This is a genomic window from Labrys okinawensis, from assembly GCF_002982075.1.
Lineage (GTDB): Bacteria > Pseudomonadota > Alphaproteobacteria > Rhizobiales > Labraceae > Labrys > Labrys okinawensis_A.
The window spans coordinates 91,746-112,025 of record NZ_PUEJ01000016.1; the positions used below are offsets into that span (position 1 = coordinate 91,746).

Consider the following 20,280-nt stretch of genomic DNA (forward strand, 5'->3'; position numbering starts at 1 on the left):
CGCAGTGTGCACGGGATGACATTTTCCTTTCACCCGATGGCACAGCCCGCCCCGGCACTGGTGCAAGGCTCCAACTTGCCGGCTCCGTCCAGGCCCTGTACGCATGCGGAGCTGGAGCCTCGCCGTGACTGCATCTTCCCCCTCCCTGCGCGTGCTGATCGTCGGCGGCTACGGCATTTTCGGCGGACGGCTGGCGGAATTGCTGGCGGACGAGCCCCGCCTCACCCTCATCATCGCCGGACGCTCTCTGGCCAAGGCCGAATTCTTCTGCGCCAGCCGTCCCGTGCGGGCCCGCCTGTTCCCGGCCGAGTTCGACCGCGACCAGCCCCTCGAGCCGCAATTGCGCGCCCTGAAGCCGGACGTCATCGTCGATGCCAGCGGCCCCTTCCAGGACTATGGCAAGCAGCCCTATCGCCTGATCGAGGCCGCGATCGCCCATGGCGCCGATTATTTCGACTTCTCGGATGGGGCGGCCTTCGTGCGCGGCGTTACCGGCCTCGACGCGGCGGCCCGGCAGCGCGGCGTCGCCATCCTGTCCGGCGTCAGCAGTTTTCCCGTGCTTACCGCCGCGGTCGTCAGGCACCTTGCCGGCGCCTTCTCGCGCATCGATGCCATCCGCGCCGGCATCGCTCCCTCGCCACATGCGATCGTCGGCGAGAACGTGCTCAGGGCGATCGCCGGATATGCCGGTCAGGCCGTGCCTGCCCGGCGGCGCGGGCAGACCCTGCTCGTGCATCCGCTCACCGAAACCTGCCGCTTCACCATCGCGCCGCCGGGAAAGCTGCCGCTGCCCAACACGCTGTTCTCCCTGGTGGAGGTGCCCGATCTCCTGCTGCTCGCCGATCTGTGGCCGGGCCTGCGCTCGGTCTGGGTCGGCGCCGGCCCGCGTCCGGAGATCCTGCACCACTGCCTGATCGGGCTGAGCCTGCTGGTGCGCTGGAAAATCCTGCCCTCCCTCGCGCCGCTCGCCGGCCTGTTCCTCCGGGCAGGCCGCATCCTGCGCTGGGGCTCTCATCGCGGCGGCATGGTCGTCGAGGTCGAGGGCGCGGGGCATCGCGGCGAGAAGCTGGCCCGCGGCTGGCATCTCACGGCCGAGGGCGACGACGGCCCCTATATTCCGGCCATGGCGATCGAGGCCCTGATCCGCCAGCGCCTCGATGGCACCAGGCCGGAGCCGGGCGCCCGCTCGGCGGCTGGCGCCCTCACCCTGGCCGACTATGATCGCGTCTTTGCCGGCCGTCCCTTCGCCCATGGCACGCGCGACCTCGCCGCCGAGGCGAGCCTGCCGCTTTACCCGCGCATCCTGGGCTCGGCCTACCAGGACCTGCCGCCGGCCATCCAGGCCCTGCACCGGCATGAAGCGGGCCACGTCGTCAGCGGCCGCGCCAGCGTAGAGCGCGGCAAGGGGTTGTTGTCGCGGCTGGTCGGCGCCCTCGTCGGCTTCCCCGAGGCCGGCACGGATGTTCCGGTGCGCGTAACGTTCGAGATCGAGGACGGACGGGAGGTCTGGACCCGGGAATTTGCCGGGCGCCGCTTCCGCTCGGTCCAGACCGCCGGGCGCGGCCGCAACGCCTATCTGGTCGACGAACGTTTCGGCCTGCTGAGCTTCGCGCTGGCCCTCCTGGTCGAGGACGGCAGGCTGAAGCTCGTCGTGCGCAACTGGCGCTTCCTCGGCCTGAGGCTGCCCCGGTTCCTGGCTCCCTCTGGCGACAGTTTCGAGAGCGCCGAGGATGGGCGCTTCAACTTTCATGTCGAGATCGCCCATCCCCTGCTCGGCCTGATCGTGCGCTACAAGGGCTGGCTGGTCTCCGAACCCCGGAACTGAGCGCGGTCTCCGACGGCAATACAGTTCAGTTCGTGGATGGCTTCCAAATAGCCGGGTCAGGCCCGGCTATGACAATCCGGAGCTTTTTCCGGGATGACGGAGCGCATCGCCAAAGGCGTCCGTCATCTGGCGAGCTGGCCTCGAAGCGCCGTCGCTCACATCGCCTTCATGGCCTTGCGATGCTTCTTCATCATCTTCTTCTTGGCCATCTTCTTCATCGGCTTCTTCATGGTGTCGCCCTTCATCGCATCGCCCTTCATGGCTTCACCCTGCATCGCCGTCGGTTTCATCGTTTGCGACTGCATCGTGTTCGTCTGCGGCATCGCGTCCTGGGCTTGCGCCAGAGAGACCGTGGCGAAAGCCAGCCCCAGGCCCAACAGGCCCGCAGAGGCGAGTTTGGCAAGATGATCCATGATCCGTTCCTTTCTGTGATTGCGCCGGGGCGCAGGGAGAGCCGGACGAGCCGCCCGGCGGGTGGAGAGGCGAGGGTTTGGATGCCACCTCAATCGGTGGCGGCTGCCTGGATGGGCCCGCCATCCGGCGCCTGCAGCAGGATGGCGGTGCGCAGGCCGGCCGGCGCCGGCGCGATCGGCAGATCGAGAGCTTCGCCCTTCCAACGGCCGAGCCGGACCAGATCGTGCACGACATTCTTGTGCGGCAGGGTGCGGCCGGCATTCTCGCCGGCGCGCACCGGCACCTCGACCTGCCTCGGGTCATAGCGCACCAGCCAGATGTCGAGCCCGCTCCGGGGCGAGGCCTGGCGGCCGATGGCGACATGGCCGGATGAGACGGTCAGGCTCGGCGCGGCATCCGGCACGCCTGCCCCGGCGATCGCCGCATCGACCTCGGCAAGGTCGTTGCCGACCAGCGAGGCCCGGCCGTTCACCACCATTTGCGGCGTGAACGGACCGCTCTGCCCGAGAGGCCTTTCATAGGTCACCTGGCGCTGCGTGTAGTCAGGGCGCGCGAAGACGTCCTTCCAGCCCAGCCGGTCCCAATAGGTGACGCTGAAGCTCAGGGCCAGCACGCCGGGCCGCCGGCTGATCGCAGCCAGATTGGCATTGGCGGGCGGGCAGGACGAACAGCCCTGGCTGGTGAAGAGCTCCACCACGGTGAGCGGCCTCGCCTCGACCGGCGCCGCGCCACCGAGCAAGGGCACGATCAGGCCCAATGCCGGCAAAGCCAGCCGCAAAGCGCCAAAACATGGCCTCTTCGTCGATCGCCTCATCCACGGCCTCGTCAGTCTTCGACCCCGACAAGGGCCGCTTCCCAGATTTATTCGTCGGCGGGTCGAGGTTCGTTACAGGCTCACGGCCTCGTGATGATGTGGCGTTGGCATCGCGGATACCGCCGGAAAACACGCAAGGAGGCGTGAATTCGCTGCTGTTTCACCGATTCCCGGCGCTTCGCGCTTTCGTTCGGCGGCGGGGCGGTGTAAGAGGCGCCCACAATCGTCCCTGGAGCAGAGCGCGTTTTGGTGAAAACGCGTCTTTACTCTAGCGCCTTGGTTCGACGCGTCTTTGCAGTCTGGGATGATTCCACCAGACCGCAAGACGCTTTAGCTCATTCGAAACGTTTCAGGACATCATCGTGAAGGTCATCGCCAGTCAGATCCGCAAGGGCAACGTCGTCGAGATCGACAATCAGCTCTACGTCGTGCTCAAGGCCGAGAGTTTCTTCCCGGGCAAGGGCACGCCCACCACCCAGATCGACATGCGTCGCCTGTCGGACGGCGTGAAGACCGTCCAGCGCTACCGCACCACTGAGCAGGTGGAGCGCGCCTTCATCGAGACCAAGTCGCACACCTATCTCTATGAAGATGCGCATGGCTACGCCTTCATGAACATGGACAGCTACGAGCAGGTCGCGGTGCCGGCCGACGTGATCGGCGACCAGTCGGTCTATCTGGCCGAGAACATGGAATGCCAGATCAGCCTCTATAACGGCGTGCCCGTGGCGATCGAACTGCCGGCCCGCGTGGTCCTGGAAGTGACGGAAACCGAGCCGGTGACCAAGGGCCAGACGGCTTCCTCCTCCTACAAGCCCGCCACCCTCTCCAACGGCGTGCGCACCACGGTGCCGCCGCACATCACCGCCGGCACCCGCGTGGTGATCATGACGGAAGACGGCTCCTACGTCGAACGCGCCAAGGACTGAGCCAACCCATCAGCCCATTACGGCCCGTTCACGGGCTTGCTATTCGAAAGCCCTGGCTGCATTCGCCAGGGCTTTTCTTTCTTCCGGCGTCGGCCCATAGCGATTGGCTCCCCGCCCGCCTGGGATGAGACCGAGGACGAGAAGGCAGGCGGAGGCGAACATCATCGCCGCGCTTGTCAAGGTGATGGCGATGCCGAGTGGCACCCTGTCGTTCATGGCCAGATAGTACAGAACGGAAGGCGCCGCCCCCGAGGCGAAAATCACCGCCCTGGCAATCCATGGCGAGGCACCGATGTCGGAGAGGCGTCGGCCGGCCAGCCAGGCCAGCAGGATGGCGAAAAACGCCAAGAGGCCGGAGCGCCGCAACCCCGCTCCCAACTGCAAGGTTTCGAAGACACGAATACCCAGCGCAAAACAGCCCGCCACCAGGAGGAGGCCCAGCCAATAAGGCAGACGGCGCAGGCGGCCTCTTTCACGAAAGAGCTGGACCAGGACGCGCGGCATGATGGCGCTCAGACCGGTACCGACTCTGCCGCCGCCGCGATCTCCGCCTGGATCGCCTCGGCCGCAGCCTTGGGATCGGGAGCCGCCACGATGGGGCGGGCCACCACGAGATGGTCGGCCCCGGCGCGGATGGCATCGCCGGGCGTCATCACGCGCTTCTGGTCGCCGCTGTCGCTGCCGGCCGGGCGCACGCCCGGGGTCACCAGCAGCATGCTGTCACCCACCTTGTTGCGAGTGGATACCGCCTCTTCCGGCGATAGGATCAGGCCGGGCACGCCGATCGACATCGCCTGGGCCACACGCTGGGCCACCAGTTCGCTGACGCTCTGGCGATAGCCCGCCTCGGCGAGGTCGGCATCGTCATAGGACGTCATCACGGTGACGGCGAGGATCTTCAGGTCCGAGCCGCGGGCGCCTTCGACCGCGGCCCGCATCGTCTGGGGGAAGGCATGCACGGTGAGGAAGGTCATGCCCATGCCGGCAATGGCCTCGACCGCCTTGGTCACGGTGTTGCCGATGTCGTGCAGCTTCATGTCGAGGAAGATCTTCTTGCCCGAACGCGCCAGGTCCTGGGCAAAGGGCAGGCCGCCATTGAAGACGAGCTGATAGCCGATCTTGTAGAAGGTCACGCTGTCGCCAAGCCGGGTTACCAGGGCTTCGGCCTTGGCGACGCTGTCGACATCCAGGCCACAGATCAGGCGGTCTTTCGTATTCAAATCAGTTCCTCAGCAGTTGGCGATAGGTCCAGACGCGGGCGGGCGGTACGTTGCGCCAGATACGCGGCGACGCCTGCCAGGTGAAGAAGGCGTTCTTGGTGGGAATCGGCGAGGTCAGCGAATAGGTGAACTGGATGAAGGCCGCGTCGGGCTGCATCAGGGTGAAGGCCTGCGACAAGAGGTCGAGGCGCTGCCGTTCCGGCTTGGTCAGCAGCGGCAGGCCGCAGACCACGGCCGCAGCCTTGCCGGGAAGCCGGCCGTCCAGCGTCCTGGCCAGGGCATAGGCATCGCCCTGCACCACAGTCGCCCTGGGAAAGCGCCGGGAGAGGAGATCGCAGAATTGCGGGCTGTATTCGACAAGGACCAGGCGATCCTCGGCGACGCCTCGCTCGACCAGCGCCTGGGTGATCGGACCGGTGCCGGGCCCGATCTCCACCACCGGCCCTTCGGAGGCCGGATCGACGCAATTGGCCATTGCCTTGGACAGGAAAGGGCTGGAAGGCGTGATCGATCCCATCTGCAGGGGCTTTTCGGTCCAGCTGCGGAAGAACTGGGCGGCCTCGCCGAAACGCCTGGATGGCTTGCAATTGTCACGTCGCGCGCCGCCCTTGTGGACCATCGGCCTGCTCCTTGCTTGCCCCGTTCGCATCGCTATTGGCGAACGCCGCCGCCGTCAAGCGATCCCTGCGTCCGATCATCGCTATAAGGCCTCCTGAGGCGCCGGTGCAGCATGACCCGCAGCCCGCCATTCCGCCCGCACATCGGCGTCGGTCTCCTGTTGCCGCCGCCAGGACTGGGCTGCCAGGCGGCTGGGAGCGAGGCGGGCCAGCGCCCAGACCGCCATGGCGCGTACCAGCGCCGATCCGTCGACGAGAAGCCGTTCGGCCTCCTCGACAAGCCCCGGATCGCCGGAATTGCCGATGGCGATCAGTACATTGCGGATGAAACGGTCGCGCCCGATGCGCTTCACCGGGTTCTTGGCAAACAGCGCCCGAAAGGTCGGATCGTCCAGCCGCGCCAGTTCCGCCAGCCGCGGGGCCTGCAGTGCCTCCCGCGCCTTGAGTTTATGTTCGCGTGCCGCCACCGCGAATTTGTTCCAGGGGCAGGCCGCCAGGCAATCGTCGCAGCCATAGATGCGGTTGCCGATCGCCTCGCGAAACTCGGCGGGGATGGGTCCCTTGTTCTCGATGGTGAGATAGGAGATGCAGCGCCGGGCATCGAGCCGGTAGGGCGCGGGAAAGGCGGCGGTCGGGCAGGCATCGAGGCAGGCCCGGCAGGAGCCACACCGGTCCCGTTCCGGCGCATCGGCCTCGATTTCGGTGGCGCTGAAGATCGAGCCCAGAAAGAGCCAGGAGCCGAAGTCCCGGCTGACCAGATTGGTGTGCTTGCCCTGCCAGCCCAGGCCCGCCGCGGCGGCCAGGGGCTTTTCCATCACCGGCGCGGTGTCGACGAACACCTTGAGCGGTGCCCCTGTCACCTCGCCCCACCAGCGCCCGAGGCTTTTCAGCCGTTTCTTGATGACGTCGTGATAGTCGTCGCCCTGGGCATAGACCGAGATCAGCCCGCCGGAGCGATCGGAAAGCCCGGCCATCGGATCCCCGTCGGGGCCGTAGTTGACGCCCAGCATGATGATGCTGCGCACCTCCGGCCAGAGCGTGGCGGGGGCGCCGCGCTGCTCGGCGCGCTCCTGCATCCAGCCCATCTCGCCATGGAACCCTTCCTCGAGAAAGCGGCGCAGCCGTGCCGGCGCCTCGGGGATGGCCTCGGGCGTGGTGACGCGGACGACATCGAAGCCTTCCGCTTCGGCGCGCTGGAGGAGCTCTGTCTTGAGGGCGCTCACGGCGACCTCCTTGCGCGAGGCCACCGGCGTCCGGGGAACTGCCCCTCCGCAAAGTTCAAAAGCACTTGCACCGTCATCCCCGGCACGGCCGCAGGCCGTGGGCAACGGAACGCAGGCAGCCTCAAGCCGGAAAATACCAAGCTAGAAATCGAGATCCGCATAGGTGGCCGAAGGCGGCGTGCCCCGCAGCGTCTCGGCCAGGAGCGGGCGGAAGGACGGACGCGACTTGAGGCGGGCATACCATTCCTTGGCAGCCTGGTCCTCGTCCCAGGGCACGTCGCCGAGATAGTCGACGATCGACAGATGCGCCGCAGCCACGAAATCGGCGTAGGACAGCCTGTCTCCCGCCAGCCAGTTCCGCCGCCGCACCAGATATCCGACATAGCGCAGATGATAGCGCACATTCGATTTGGCCGCACGGATCGCCGCCGTATCCGGCGAGGAACCGCCCTCGCCGATCGGCAGGAAGCGCTTCAGGATCTTCTCGGTGATCAGATATTCGCTGACTTCGGCATAGAATTTGATGCTGAACCACTCGATCAGGCGGCGGGTCTCCACGCGCGCCCTGGCGTCGCGGGGCAGCAGACGCTGCTCGCCCAGGGCATCGCCATAGGCTTCGTCGAGATATTCGCAGATCGGCGAGGCGCCGGGCACGATCAGGCCGGTGGCGTCGATCATCACGGGCAGCACGCCGGCCGGGTTCATGTGCAGGAAGGCTTCGCGCCGCTCCCACGGCTTTTCCTCGACCAGATCGGTCGCCACGTCCATTTCGCTGAGCACGAGGCGGATGAAGCGCGATTGCGGGTCGACAGGATGATGAAAAAGCTTGGCCATTGAACCGTGAATCTGGAAACCGCGGATGAGGGCCCAAAGCAGGGCGAAGCGGATAACCGGTATACCCCCCCGTGCAACCGCCCGGCAACCGCCTTGCGCGAATAGAACACAGGCTCTGCGGTCGGCGGCGGAAAATGGCCGGCAGGGGTTAACGAGACATTGACGCCCCCGGGCCCGGCACTTCGCACCGCACAGCCCGGCACGCCGCCTGAAACGCCACGCGGCGCCTGGCCGCCTTTCCAGGTCTCTCCGTTGCCAGCGCGATCGTTATGCCATGTGGAAAAGTAACTTACAGATCTCCTATACGTCGGCGATAGGGATCGACAGATGTCGCAATCACAGGTGGTCTCGCGTGCAGCCCGCAACCTGTTCGTCTGCTGCCCCTTTCCCAAGAGGTAATATCGGAAGCATTGACATGAAGCGATTCAGCGCCAAATTGTTACAAAACGTTAACAAACAATAGTGTGGGAAGAAATAGCACTGCAAGGAGCGTGATCATGCCGGTAGACCTGACCGACAGCAAAGCCATTCGCAGCCTCATTCCGGCGCGCATGGACCGCCTGCCCTGGGCCCGCTTCCATTGGATGGTCGTGGTGGGCCTGGGGATCAGCTGGATTCTCGACGGCATCGAGATCCAGCTCGTTTCGGCCTCCGGCTTCAAGCAGAGCCTGGGCATGTCGAGCGCGGAGGTCGGCTTCGCGGGCACGATCTATCTGATCGGCCAGGTGGTCGGCGCCCTCTTCTTCGGCCGATTGACCGACCGCTGGGGCCGCAAGAAACTGTTCATCATCACGCTGGCGATCTATCTCGTCGGCTCCGGCGTGGCGGGTTTCGCCTGGACACCCTGGTTCCTCTATCTCTGGCGTTTCGTTGCAGGCCTCGGCATCGGCGGGGAATATACCGCGATCAATTCGGCCATCGACGAACTCATTCCGGCCAAATATCGCGGCCGGGTCGACATTGCCGTCAACGGCACCTATTGGGCCGGCGCCATGCTGGGCGCCATCGGCAGCTTCTATCTGCTCGACCACAGCCTGTTTGCCGAGAATGTCGGCTGGCGCATCGCCTTCTTCATCGGGCCGGTGCTCGGCCTGATCATCATCTTCCTGCGCCGGCACATCCCCGAAAGCCCGCGCTGGATGGTCACCCACGGCCAGGCCAGGGAAGCGGAGACCATCGTCGACGGCATCGAGGCCGGCGTGCGAGCGCAGGGCGTCACCCTGGCCCCGGTCGACGACAGCAAGGCGATGTATGTCAAGCCGGAGGAATCGGTCCCCTTCTCCAAGCTGGTGGACGTCTTCTTCCGCGAATACCCCTCACGTACCTTCCTCGGCATCACCATGATGGTGACCCAGTCCTTCCTCTACAACGCGATCTTCTTCACCTACGCCCTGGTGCTGCAGAACTTCTACCACCTCAACGAGTCGCAGACGGCGCTGTATTTCTTCCCCTTCGCCATCGGCAACCTGATCGGCCCGTTGCTGCTAGGGCCGCTGTTCGACACGATCGGCCGGCGCAAGATGATCTTCAGCACCTATGTGCTGGCAGGGCTGGTCCTGCTCGTCTCGGCCTATCTGTTCAAGCAGGGCAGCCTGAGCGCCAACACCCACACGCTGTTCTGGTGCGTCTCCTTCTTCTTCGCCTCGGCCGGTGCGTCCTCGGCCTATCTCACCGTCAGCGAGATCTTCCCGCTGGAAGTCCGCGGCCAGGCGATTTCCTATTTCTTCGCCGTCGCCCAGATCGTCGGCTCGATGGGCCCGCTGATCTTTGGCTATCTGGTCGGTGACGGCACGCAGCGCGATCCGCTGTTCTGGGGCTATGTCGTCGGTTCGGTGGTGATGATCTTCGGCGGCGTGGTCGCGCTGATCTTCGGCGTCGATGCCGAAGGCAAGGGGCTGGAGGATATCGCCGATCCCCTCACCAAGGTCAGCGTCACCGTGGAGGGGGCGCTCGGGCCGCAGGCGCTGCGCTAGGGCGGCGCACGGGGCGCGTTCAACCATGGGCGCGCCCTGCGGTGGAGGTCGGTTCATCGAAGCCCGTCATCGCGAGCGAAGCAATGATAGGGCGGGTATTGCGGCGACATAACCTCCACCCCGCCGATCGGTCTAGCCCCGTGACAACCACCGCGGCGCGCCGGACAAGGCAAGAGATAGTGGAAGAACAGGCATCCAATTCAGCCACATTTCCTTCCAGACTGGCGGCCATCACAGGCCGATCGAAGAAATGGGTGAGGAAATGGCTGCCGTCACGGAGGATCTCGTCAAGCTCTATGCTCAGTCCGATGCCCTGGCGCTCGGAGAGCTGGTGCGGACCAGGCAGGTCAAGGCTTCGGAACTGGTCGAGACGGCGATCGAACTCGTCGCCCGCCTCGATCCCAAGCTGAACAGCGTCGTCATTCCGACCTTCGATGTCGCGCGGCAGGTCGCGGAGGCGCCGGGCACGGGCCCGTTCGCGGGCGTGCCGTTCCTGCTCAAGAATCTCGGCACGCAATGGAAGGGCACGCCCCTGACCTCGGGGCTCGCCTATCTCCAGAACTATGTCTGCCCCGCCGATTCCGAAATCGGCCGCCGCATGCGCGCCTCCGGCCTCGCTCCGATCGGGCGCAGCAACACGCCGGAATATGGCTGGTGCATTTCCACCGAGCCGCGCCTCTACGGCCCCACCGTCAATCCCTGGAATCCGGCTGTTACCGCCGGCGGCTCGAGCGGCGGCTCGGCGGCGGCCGTCGCGGCGCGCATCGTTCCGATCGCCGATGCCTCCGATGGCGGCGGCTCGATCCGCGTGCCGGCCTCCTGCTGCGGCGTGGTCGGTCTCAAACCCTCGCGCGGGCGCGTCAGCTACGGGCCCTTCGACGCGGATCTGTGGTTCGGCTGCATCTATTTCCTGTGCAACAGCCGCAGCGTGCGCGATACCGCCGCCTTTCTCGACGTCGTCGCCGGCAATCTGCCGGGCGATCCCTATACGGCGCCGCGCCCCGAGGAGAGCTGGCTGTCCCTGCTCGCCAGGCGCCCCAAGGGCCTGAAGATCGGCTACACCCTCACCGCCCCCTTCGGCGATCCCTATGCGCCCGAGGTGAAGGCGGCGGTCGAGGACGCCGTCCGGCTGCTGGAGAGCCTCGGCCACACGGCGGAGGAATATCGCTTCGAGGTCGATCTCGAGGAAGCCTGGTGGCGCTACAACGACATCATCGCGGTGGAGACCTCGACCGAATTCACCCAGCACGCCAAATTCGCGGGGCGCCCGCCCGAAGAGGCCGATCTCCAGCCCTTCAACTGGTCGATGCTGGAATATGCCAGGACGCTGTCGGCGACGCAGTATTCGGCCAGCATCGGTGCCGTGCGCAAGGCAGCCCAGCGCATTGCCATGGAGCTTGCGCCCTTCGACGCCTTCGTCACGCCCACCTTGACGCAGCCGCCGCGCCCGGTCGGCTACTGGTCGATGGAGGACGGCAATCGCGAGCGCTATCTGGCGCGCTGGTCGGACGCCGCCTTCATGTTCGCCTTCAACATCTCAGGCCTCCCGGCGATGTCGGTGCCGCTCGGCATGGCCGACGGCAACAAGCCCGTGGGCATCCAGTTCATCGGCCGCCACGGCGACGAGGCGACGATCCTGCAGCTCGCCGCGCAGGCGGAGGAAGCCGCGCCCTGGATCGGGCGCAAGCCGCAGGTGTGCGCCATCTGACAATCGCGGTCTGACAATCGTGATCTGAAGCGTCGCGCAGCCCCTCACCCGTACCCTCTCCCCGTAAGAACGGGGCGAGGGTACGGGTGAGGGGCTGCGCAAGCGCCAGCGGGTTATGGAAAAAGCCCTCCCCCAGACAAACGGAGGAGGGCTTTTCAGATCTGCTTCGATGCCGCGGCGGCCTCAGGCCGTCAGGCCGCCCGCCAGGCTCGGCAGGTCGAAGGGGCGGAAGCCGAAATGCGACAGCCAGCGCACATCGGCGTCGAAGAAGGGGCGCAGGTCCGGCATGCCATACTTCAGCATGGCGATGCGGTCGATGCCCATGCCCCAGGCAAAGCCCTGATATTCGTCGGGATCCAGGCCGCAATTGCGCAGCACATTGGGATGCACCATGCCGCAGCCCAGGATTTCCAGCCAATCCTCGCCCTCGCCGAAGCGGATCTCGCCGCCCTTGCGCGAGCACTGGATGTCGACTTCCATCGACGGCTCGGTGAAGGGGAAGAAGGAGGGACGGAAGCGCATCTTCACCGAAGGCACTTCGAAGAAGGCGCGGCAGAACTCTTCCAGCACCCACTTCATGTGGCCGACATGGCTCACCTTGTCGATGACCAGCCCCTCGACCTGATGGAACATCGGCGTGTGGGTCTGGTCGCTGTCATGGCGATAGGTGCGCCCGGGCACGACGATGCGGATCGGCGGCTTCTGGCTCAGCATGGTGCGGATCTGCACCGGACTGGTATGGGTGCGCAGCACCTTGCGCTCGCCCTTCTCGTCGGGCGCCAGGAAGAAGGTGTCGTGCATCTCGCGGGCCGGATGGCCGGGCGGGAAGTTGAGCAGGGTGAAGTTGTATTCGTCCGTCTCGATATCCGGGCCTTCGGCGATGGCGAAGCCCATATCGGCGAAGATCGCGGTGATCTCGTCGATGACCTGGCTGATCGGGTGAATGCGGCCGAGCTCGGTGCCGCTCTCGCGCACCGGCAGCGTCACGTCGACGGCTTCCGCCACCAGGCGCGCTTCCAGCGCGGCGGCCTTCAGCACGGTCCTGCGCTCGGCCAGCGCCGCGGTGACGCGGTCCTTGACGACATTGATGGCGGCGCCCGCCTGCCTGCGCTCTTCCGGCGCCATCTTGCCGAGGGTGGCCAGGCGCTCGGAGATCGAGCCCTTCTTGCCGAGCGCCGAGACGCGCACCGCTTCCAGGGCCGCCTCGTCGCCGGCGGCGGCGATCTCGGACAACAGGGTCGTTTCCAGGCTGGTCAGGTCGTTCATCGTCACTTCCTCAAATCGAGGTGCCTTCTAGCCTATTTCAGGCGGAAAAGGGAACCGCATTCGACAGATCAGGCACTGCAGATTTGCGCCACCGAATAACGGTTTTGCACCCGAACCGACGAAAAAAGCGGGAATTGCGGCCCCGGGATACCCCCGGCAAAATGGCGCTCAAGCGCCCGATGAATGGCTGCGATGCCCTTCCCGGCGGCATTTCGAACCCCGCTTTTCTATCATCTGAATGATTCACATATTCGCTAATTATCTAATTAATCAATCTTGAAAATATTTAAAAACCCGTGTTATCAAGGGCTTGTGAGCAGCCTGGCGAAAATGGCGAAGGGATGATGACGGTCGACAAGGTCTTCGAAGCGCTTTCCTCACCGCCACGACGGCGGATTCTGGCCGATCTGTCGCGGGCCGACATGACGGCTGGGCAGGTGGTCGAAAAGCTCGCCGATGCGATGTCGGCGCCGGCGGTTTCCAAGCATCTTTCCATTCTGGAGAATGCCGGCCTGGTCCGGCGCGAGCGGCGGGGCCAGAACGTGCATTACGGCCTCAGGCGCGAGACGCTCGCCAACACGCTGCTGGAATTCCTGTCCGCCTTCGAGCCGGCGGTCAGGCCCGATGGCGCCGACTCGGCGCTGGAGCGCATCCGCCGCAACATGCTGTCGGGGCGCGGGCTCTAGAGCAAAGCGCGTTCAAGCGTGAACGCTTATTTGCTCTAGCTCATTGTTCTGACGCGTCTTTGCGATTCTTGGTGACTCCGTCTAATCGCAAAACGCTATAGGGCATGTCGTCGGGTGCGCGGGCATCTCGCCCGTTCTTCTTTGCCTGCAACCGCTGGGCTCTTGCAGTGCCGGGCGCAACGGCTCAATAGAGTCGGACCGTCCTATCGTTCGATGCAAGGTCTCCATGCCGTCTCCCGACAATTCCGCGCCCACCAACATGCTGTCCACCGTCGAGGCTCTTACCCCCGAGACGCGCGCGAAGGTCGACGAATTGCAGCGAACCGAAGCGCCGGCCTACCGGCTGGCCGCGCTCGACCCCGACTTCATGCTGGGCGATTCCACCCGAGGCGTGCGCTTCCAGCTCGAATACGCCAAGGCGCAGGAGGGGATGAAGGCGGCCCATATCCGCTCCACCATCGTGGTGTTCGGTTCGGCCCGCGTCAGGGAGAACGCGCCCGGCAATCACGGCCGCTGGTACAAGGAGGCGCGCACCTTCGGCTACATCGCTTCGCGCCGCGGCGGCGCCCTCAACGAGGATGGCGGCGGGCGCTTCAACGTGATCGCCACAGGCGGCGGCCCGGGCATCATGGAGGCCGCCAATCGCGGCGCCGCCGAGGCCGGCGCTCCCACCATCGGCTTCAACATCACCCTGCCGCACGAGCAATATCCCAACCCCTACACCACCCCTTCCCTCTCCTTCCGCTTCCACTATTTCGCCATGCGCAAGATGCATCTGGCCATGCATTCGGCGGCGCTGGTGGTGTTTCCGGGCGGCTTCGGCACGCTCGATGAATTGTTCGAGATCATCACCCTGCGCCAGACGGGCAAGATGTCCTTCTGCCCGATCGTGCTGATGGACAAGGCTTATTGGACCCGGATCATCAATTTCGACGCCCTGGTCGAGGAAGGCTTCATCAAGGCCGAGGACCTGACCCTGTTCGACTTTGCCGAGACGGCCGAGGAATGCTGGTCGATCCTGGAGCGCAAGGGTTTGACCGCCCCGAGCGAATAGGCTTCAGGACGGGTCGAATTCGGCCTTGGCGCACCAGGCGAGCGTCGCCGGCTCGAATGCCGGGCGCTTGCCTGCGCCATCGCCGAGCCCCGCGGCAAGGGCTCGTTCGACCTCCTCCCGGCTGGCATAAAGAGGCAGCGCTTCGCAGACGGCCGGAATCACCCATAACCGGTTGTTCAACGCGTGCGGCCGCCCTCTGTCGTCGACGACGGCGCCGGTGACTTTGAGGACGCCGCCGCCCGGCCCGACCTGAATGCTGCCCACTCGGCTCACCGGACGATTTCGATGGCGCCCCTCGGCTGCATTGACGGCATCGGTCCGCGTGCGGATGAAAGCCAGGGCACCGTCACTGCCGAAGCAATAGGTGATTTTTTCGCGGGCCAGTTCGCCGATCTGGCGTTCGAGGCGCAAAACGGCCGGCTTCTTCCGGTCCGCGCGCCAATATTGGAAGGTGTCGTGGCCGGGCGCACCGCGGCGCCAGCCGAGCCAATCCTCGCCGCCGACGTGCTGGCAGGCCTGCCAGGTCCGGCGGCTCTCGCGCAACGCCTGCGCATCCGCGCGCACCGGGACCGTTGATGCCACAATGGCGACCGCGGTCAGAGACATCCATATCCGCATGCGCGCTCCCCGGGTGGAATGCAAACATTGTGACGATACGCCCGGCCGGATCACCTCGCCATCTCCACGGGAACAAGCCGGCCAGCACGGTCCACAATAGGAGCGCCTTCGGCTGCACGGGCATCTTGCCCGCTCTTGGACACACTGCGTTCGCCGGAAGGCAAGAACGGCAAGATGCCATGCACCCGGAGAAATCCCGGCAGACTACCGCGCGACGGCTGCCCAGAAGCTTGCCTTGCGGCCATGCTGCTGGCGCAGATAGGCCCGCCAATCGGCATGGCTGAGGCGTCCCAGCTTCGACAGCGCTGCGGGATCGAGCCGCGTGGCGAGATCGTCCAGCCTGGCGAGATAGGCGGCGCCATGGCCATAGGCCGCCGACTTGCCCTTCATCAGGATGTCTTCGACCAAAGCGCGGTAGAGCAGGCTGGCGGCAAGAGGCTGCTCCTCCTGCAGCCTGTCCGCCACCCATTGCAGCACCTGGTAGTGGCTGCCGTCCCAGACCAGGCCGAAATCGAGCACCAGCCGGGCGGCATGATCGAGGCGCGGCCATTCGGTCAGGAAATGAAGGGCGCGGTAGCGCGTCTTGGCGGTCAGGGCATGGGCGAAGGCCCTGTCGAGTACCTCGAACTCGGCGAAATCATCGAGCCTGGCGAGATAGGCCCGCAAGATGCCGGGATCGAGCGTCGCCTCGAAGGTCGCCCAGCGCAGTTCCTGGGCTTCCTGCCTGCGGCCGAGCACCTCCAGGATGCGCGCCTTGAGACCGCTCCGGGCCGGCAGCCGGAAATCCCGCCTGACCACGCCATCCGCAAGATCCAGCGCATCGGCATAGGCAAGCCGCGAGGGCTCCTCGATATCCAGCCAGGACAGGGCCTCCTCTGCCCGGCCGGCTGCGAGCAGTTTCTCCGCGACGGCAAGCCCGTCACGGGACTCGCGGGGCTTCTCGTTTTCCAGAGCGATCCAGGCATCGAGGTCGTCCCGCCTGACGGCGATGGCCTGGCGCAATTCCCGATAGGGACCAGCCCTATAGGCCGATTGCAGTGTCGCCACCTTGTCCGCCAGCAGGCGGTCCCATCGATCCAGATCCGCCGCCGAGGCCTGCTCCAGAAGGGAGGCGATCAAAGCGGGCGCGATATCGCCGGCCCTGTCCGTAAGAGCCATCACCCTGTCGGGCAGGCCGGCAAGATCGGCCGGCTCCAGCCGGGTTGCCAGCGGCCCCAGGGCCGACACCGCCTCGTTATAGAGATCTTCGAGGCGGTTGGAGGACAAGGCCCGCGCGAAAACGTCCGCCGCGGTGGCGATGAAACGCAGCAGCAGATCAACGGCGAGCGGCGCGGAACCGGGACCGATCTCCCCAATGATATTGGCGAGCGTCGCCGCCAGATCCTTCTCGAATTCCTTGATCTTGGGCCAATCGATGAAGGAGCGCGCCTTTTCCAGCGCCGCCAGGCGCCGTTCCACCAGTTTGGCGACCGCCTCGGGCCCCTGGGCACCGGCGAGCGCCGCGGTCACCCGCTTGCGGAACGCCGGATTGGCCTGCGCCTCCTCGACGATCAGCTCCGCCAGCTTGGCCGGGCCGAGTTCGGCAAGGCTCGCCGGCGTCAATTTCGATTTCGCGGCCATGTCGGCACTCCCTGGATGGCGGCTGGGCCGTTCACCCAGTTTGCAGCGCTCGGTGCGATTTGGCAGCCCCAAATGAAAAACCCGCCACGTTGCCGTGGCGGGTTTTCCAAGAACAATTGCGGCAAGCTGCAGCTCAGGCGGCAGCCTTGACCTTCTCGACCAGGGCCTTGAAGGCTTCCGGCTCGCGGATGGCGAGATCGGACAGCACCTTGCGGTCGATCTCGATGCCGGCCTTGGCCAGGCCCGCGATGAACTTCGAATAGGTCAGGCCAAGCTCGCGGACAGCGGCGTTGACGCGCTGGATCCACAGAGCGCGCATGTTGCGCTTCTTGAGCTTGCGGCCGATATAGGCGTATTGCATCGAACGATCGACCGCCTGCTTGGCGATACGGATCGTGTTCTTGCGGCGGCCGTAAAAGCCCTTCGCCGCGTCGAGTGTCTTCTTGTGCTTTGCATGGGACGTAACGCCCCGTTTCACGCGTGCCATCTGCTGATCTCCTTAAGGTTTCGCGTTGCCGTGGCGATCAGCCGTTCGGCAGGAAATACTTCTTCACGTTGTCGCCGTCCGTCTTGAAGAGGACGCGCGTGCCGCGAAGCTTACGGATCTGCTTGTTGGTACGCTTGATCATGCCGTGGCGCTTGCCCTGCTGGGCGTGCACCACCTTGCCCGATCCCGTGATCTTGAAGCGCTTTTTGGCGCCCGACTTGGTCTTCATCTTGGGCATTTTGCTCGTCTCCGAATAAAAAAGGCGCCGAAACCTGTTGGGTTCCGCCACCGGTAAGCCGTGTGCTTTTTGAAAAGCGCCCGAGCCAACAACATCGCCACGGCAGCCCTTATCAGCCGGTCGATGCGGGGAAGCCGGGTCTATAGCGACATGCCGGGAGAAAAGCAACAGGCCGGGCGGTTCCGGCCTCCAATTTCGGCGCATTTTGCGGGCACTGAGCAGTTCCCGCTGGGCCTCGTGGCGGCGATCCTATCCGCACTGACGATAGGTATGCACCAGCGGGGTCTTCTCGCCGTCAACGGTCGCGTGGGAAACCGCCGCCAGTTCCTTGCCGATCTTCACCAGGATGACGGTGTAGTCGAAGGTTTCTCCTTCGCTGTCTTCCGACATCTGCAGCCGCCAGGTCGGGGGATCCTTGGCGATCTGCGTAACGGCACTGGCCCGCCCGATGCTGCCCTCCTCCGTCCATTCCTTGCCCTCGACCGTGATCCGCAGCGGCGCCTCGCCCCGCAGATCCTTCTTGCTGGCGCAGCTTTCGACATCGCGGGTCCACACGCCCTGCGCCTCGGCGGGAAAGGCCACGTCGGCCTTGCCCTGCGCGGCCAAGGCTGTCGGGACAAGGCAGGAAACGGCGAGGAGCATAAAGCGCAGACGACGTGGCATGAATTCTCTCCGGATGATCGGCCGGCGCTACCGCCGCCCCCGATTCGTCTCTAGAGCAAAGCGCGTTCAAGCGTGAACGCTTATTTGCTCTAACTCATTGTCCTGACGCGTCTTTGCGATTCTAGGTGACTCCGTCTAATCGCAAAACGCTCCAGCACGGCCATGCCCGCTTCTTGGATACGCCCGGAACAATCGAGCGTCGGCCCCGTCACGCGGCGGCACCCTTGGCCAGCCTCCGGATCGCCTGCGGCGGCTGGCCGAAAGCGCGCAGGAAGGCGCGCCGCATGCGCTCGCGATCGGCAAACCCGGTCTCCCGAGCCACGATGTCGATGGGATGGAGGGTCTGTTCCATCATCAGCCGCGCCGCCTCGACCCGCAGATTCTCCACCGCCTTGGCCGGCGACTGGCCCGTTTCGGCGCGAAAGGCGCGGCTGAACTGGCGCGGGCTGAGATGGGCGACCTCGGCAAGCTGCTCGACGGACAGCGGCGTGTGCAGGTTGCGCCTGGCATAGGTGAGCGCGGTCTGGATCCGGTCCGACTTGGCGTCGAGATCGAGCAGGTTGGAATGCTGCGACTGGCCGCCGCCGCGCCGGTGATAGAGCACGAGCTGGCGGGCCACGATGCGGGCGAGCTCGGCGCCGTGATCCTCCTCCACCATGCCGAGGGCGAGATCGACGCCTGCGCTCATGCCGGCCGAGGTCCAGATCTGGCCATCGGCGATGAAGATGCGGTCTTCGTCCACCTTGAGCCGCGGAAAGCGGGCCTGCAGGTCGCGCGTCCACAGCCAATGGGTGGTCACCCGCCGGCCGTCGAGCAGTCCCGCCTCGGCGAGCACGAAGGCGCCGGTACAGATCGAGGCGACGCGGCGGGACAGCGCCGGCGCCCGCCGCACATAGCCGACGACATCAGGCGTCGGCGGATCGACATCGGGCGTGCCGCAGACCACCAGCGTGTCGAATTCGGGCTCGTCGAAGCGAAGGCTGTCGAGCGTGGGGCCGACGGAGCTGCGCACGGGGCCTCCGCTTTCCGAGACGATGGCAATGTCATAGAGGGCCTTGTCCGCCGCATAATTGGCGAATTCGAAGGCCGAGAGAGCGGCAAAGCTCATCAACTGGAAATTGGGCGAAATCAGAAAGCCGACGCGTTGCATGAGCGCCTCCATTCTTGTCCTGAAAGGTGGCATATATGACATTTGAGACAAAAGCCAGCGGATCTAATCTCCGGCCATTGCAACCCATGGAGATTTCCCATGTCCGCCACCTCCAAAGTGTCCGCCACATCCAAAGGCACCGTGCTGATCACGGGCGCCTCTTCCGGCATCGGCGCCGTCTATGCCGACCGCCTCGCCCACCGCGGCTATGACCTGATCCTCGTCGCCCGCAGCGAGGACAAGCTCAAGGCCCTCGCGGACCGTATTGGCAAGGCGACCGGCCGCCATGTCGGCATCCTCGCGGCCGACCTCAATGCCCGCGACGGCCTTGCCGCCGTCGAGGCCGTGCTGAAGAGCGACAAGAGCATCACCGGACTGGTCAACAATGCCGGTTTCGGCAGCGCGACGCCCCTGCTCCAGGCCTCGGCCGAGAAGATGGAGGACATGATCGGCCTCAATGTCACCGCGCTCACGCGGCTGACCTATGCCGCCGTCCCCGGCCTCGTCGAGCGCGGCGGCGGCACCATCGTCAACATCGCCTCCATCGTGGCGATCGCGCCGGAACTGCTGAACGGGGTCTATGGCGGCAGCAAGGCCTATGTGCTCGCCTTCAGCCAGAGCCTGCACCACGAACTCGCCGACAAGAACATCCGCATCCAGGCCGTCCTGCCCGGCGCTACCGCCACCGATTTCTGGAACGTCCTCGGCGTGCCCGTCGAACAATTGCCGGAGAGCATCGGCGTGATGTCGGCCGAGGACATGGTGGACGCCGCCCTCGCCGGCCTCGACCAGGGCGAGGTGGTGACGATCCCGGCCCTGCCCGAACTCGCCGACTGGGCCGGCTTCGAGGCAGCCCGCAAGAGGTTGTCGCCGAACCTCTCGCATCCCAAGCCGGCCGCGCGCTATCGGGTCGGACAGGCCAGCGCCGCCTGAACGGAGCG

Annotated in this window: 21 protein-coding genes; 7 read left to right on the top strand and 14 right to left on the bottom strand. The window is 65.5% G+C overall.

The genetic code is table 11. The annotated features are described in order from the left end of the window. Positions 1-124: 124 nt before the first annotated feature. Positions 125-1,825, top strand: a complete 1,701-nt coding sequence (locus C5L14_RS28975) for an SDR family oxidoreductase (protein ID WP_245443640.1) — start codon at positions 125-127, stop codon at positions 1,823-1,825. Between the two features lie 155 nt (positions 1,826-1,980). On the opposite strand, the gene C5L14_RS28980 is transcribed toward C5L14_RS28975, so the two are convergent. Continuing rightward, positions 1,981-2,238, bottom strand: coding sequence for a pentapeptide MXKDX repeat protein (locus C5L14_RS28980; protein ID WP_105865538.1), 258 nt, complete (start codon positions 2,236-2,238; stop codon positions 1,981-1,983). An 89-nt stretch (positions 2,239-2,327) separates the two neighbouring features. Next, the gene (locus tag C5L14_RS28985) at positions 2,328-3,053 is read right to left on the bottom strand and encodes a DUF1223 domain-containing protein (RefSeq protein ID WP_105865539.1); all 726 of its coding nucleotides are present in this window, start codon (positions 3,051-3,053) and stop codon (positions 2,328-2,330) included. 362 nt (positions 3,054-3,415) lie between these two features. On the opposite strand from C5L14_RS28985, the gene efp reads away from it, so the two are divergent. Continuing rightward, a complete protein-coding gene (efp, locus tag C5L14_RS28990; protein ID WP_105865540.1) occupies positions 3,416-3,982 on the top strand; it encodes an elongation factor P in 567 nt (188 codons plus the stop codon). A 39-nt stretch (positions 3,983-4,021) separates the two neighbouring features. On the opposite strand, the gene C5L14_RS28995 is transcribed toward efp, so the two are convergent. The 5 genes from C5L14_RS28995 to C5L14_RS29015 form a co-directional block, all read right to left on the bottom strand. Beyond that, entirely contained in the window at positions 4,022-4,486 is a 465-nt protein-coding gene (locus tag C5L14_RS28995; RefSeq protein ID WP_105865541.1) for a DUF805 domain-containing protein, read from the bottom strand. Positions 4,487-4,494: 8 nt separating this feature from the next. Continuing rightward, positions 4,495-5,202 carry an orotidine-5'-phosphate decarboxylase gene (gene pyrF, locus C5L14_RS29000; RefSeq protein WP_245443642.1) on the bottom strand — a complete coding sequence of 236 codons (708 nt, stop codon included), beginning with the start codon at positions 5,200-5,202 and terminating at the stop codon, positions 4,495-4,497. A 1-nt stretch (position 5,203) separates the two neighbouring features. After that, positions 5,204-5,821: a class I SAM-dependent methyltransferase gene (locus tag C5L14_RS29005; protein WP_105865542.1), complete on the bottom strand. Its 618-nt coding sequence runs from the start codon at positions 5,819-5,821 to the stop codon at positions 5,204-5,206. An 81-nt stretch (positions 5,822-5,902) separates the two neighbouring features. Further along, positions 5,903-7,042, bottom strand: a complete 1,140-nt coding sequence (queG, locus tag C5L14_RS29010; protein WP_245443644.1) for a tRNA epoxyqueuosine(34) reductase QueG — start codon at positions 7,040-7,042, stop codon at positions 5,903-5,905. Positions 7,043-7,183: 141 nt separating this feature from the next. Continuing rightward, a complete protein-coding gene (locus tag C5L14_RS29015; RefSeq protein WP_068297410.1) occupies positions 7,184-7,876 on the bottom strand; it encodes a glutathione S-transferase family protein in 693 nt (230 codons plus the stop codon). 497 nt (positions 7,877-8,373) lie between these two features. Here C5L14_RS29015 and C5L14_RS29020 point away from each other — a divergent pair, with 497 nt between their 5' ends. Both C5L14_RS29020 and C5L14_RS29025 read left to right on the top strand, forming a co-directional pair. Further along, entirely contained in the window at positions 8,374-9,849 is a 1,476-nt protein-coding gene (locus C5L14_RS29020) for an MFS transporter (protein ID WP_105865544.1), read from the top strand. Between the two features lie 262 nt (positions 9,850-10,111). Continuing rightward, positions 10,112-11,557, top strand: coding sequence for an amidase (locus tag C5L14_RS29025; protein WP_105865545.1), 1,446 nt, complete (start codon positions 10,112-10,114; stop codon positions 11,555-11,557). A gap of 183 nt (positions 11,558-11,740) precedes the next feature. On the opposite strand, the gene pheS is transcribed toward C5L14_RS29025, so the two are convergent. Then, the gene (gene pheS, locus C5L14_RS29030) at positions 11,741-12,823 is read right to left on the bottom strand and encodes a phenylalanine--tRNA ligase subunit alpha (protein ID WP_105865546.1); all 1,083 of its coding nucleotides are present in this window, start codon (positions 12,821-12,823) and stop codon (positions 11,741-11,743) included. Between the two features lie 341 nt (positions 12,824-13,164). Here pheS and C5L14_RS29035 point away from each other — a divergent pair, with 341 nt between their 5' ends. Together C5L14_RS29035 and C5L14_RS29040 are read left to right on the top strand one after the other, a co-directional pair. Then, positions 13,165-13,509, top strand: coding sequence for an ArsR/SmtB family transcription factor (locus C5L14_RS29035; protein WP_210203304.1), 345 nt, complete (start codon positions 13,165-13,167; stop codon positions 13,507-13,509). Between the two features lie 226 nt (positions 13,510-13,735). Then, positions 13,736-14,563, top strand: a complete 828-nt coding sequence (locus C5L14_RS29040) for a TIGR00730 family Rossman fold protein (protein ID WP_428832668.1) — start codon at positions 13,736-13,738, stop codon at positions 14,561-14,563. Positions 14,564-14,566: 3 nt separating this feature from the next. Here C5L14_RS29040 and C5L14_RS29045 read toward each other — a convergent pair whose 3' ends face one another. The 6 genes from C5L14_RS29045 to C5L14_RS29070 all read right to left on the bottom strand — a co-directional run bounded on the left by C5L14_RS29045 (position 14,567) and on the right by C5L14_RS29070 (position 19,339). Further along, positions 14,567-15,169: a hypothetical protein gene (locus C5L14_RS29045; protein ID WP_105865547.1), complete on the bottom strand. Its 603-nt coding sequence runs from the start codon at positions 15,167-15,169 to the stop codon at positions 14,567-14,569. Positions 15,170-15,385: 216 nt separating this feature from the next. Beyond that, positions 15,386-16,801: a DUF6880 family protein gene (locus C5L14_RS29050; RefSeq protein ID WP_105865548.1), complete on the bottom strand. Its 1,416-nt coding sequence runs from the start codon at positions 16,799-16,801 to the stop codon at positions 15,386-15,388. 133 nt (positions 16,802-16,934) lie between these two features. Continuing rightward, positions 16,935-17,288, bottom strand: a complete 354-nt coding sequence (gene rplT / locus C5L14_RS29055) for a 50S ribosomal protein L20 (RefSeq protein ID WP_068297422.1) — start codon at positions 17,286-17,288, stop codon at positions 16,935-16,937. A 37-nt stretch (positions 17,289-17,325) separates the two neighbouring features. Continuing rightward, complete coding sequence (gene rpmI / locus C5L14_RS29060) at positions 17,326-17,526, bottom strand: 50S ribosomal protein L35 (RefSeq protein WP_068297425.1); 201 nt, start codon at positions 17,524-17,526, stop codon at positions 17,326-17,328. Positions 17,527-17,775: 249 nt separating this feature from the next. Beyond that, on the bottom strand, positions 17,776-18,189 hold the full coding sequence (locus C5L14_RS29065; protein WP_146127047.1) for a hypothetical protein: 414 nt from the start codon (positions 18,187-18,189) through the stop codon (positions 17,776-17,778). 208 nt (positions 18,190-18,397) lie between these two features. After that, positions 18,398-19,339, bottom strand: a complete 942-nt coding sequence (locus C5L14_RS29070) for a GlxA family transcriptional regulator (RefSeq protein WP_105865564.1) — start codon at positions 19,337-19,339, stop codon at positions 18,398-18,400. Positions 19,340-19,438: 99 nt separating this feature from the next. Here C5L14_RS29070 and C5L14_RS29075 point away from each other — a divergent pair, with 99 nt between their 5' ends. Next, positions 19,439-20,272 carry an SDR family NAD(P)-dependent oxidoreductase gene (locus tag C5L14_RS29075; RefSeq protein ID WP_181161377.1) on the top strand — a complete coding sequence of 278 codons (834 nt, stop codon included), beginning with the start codon at positions 19,439-19,441 and terminating at the stop codon, positions 20,270-20,272. Positions 20,273-20,280: the final 8 nt, after the last annotated feature.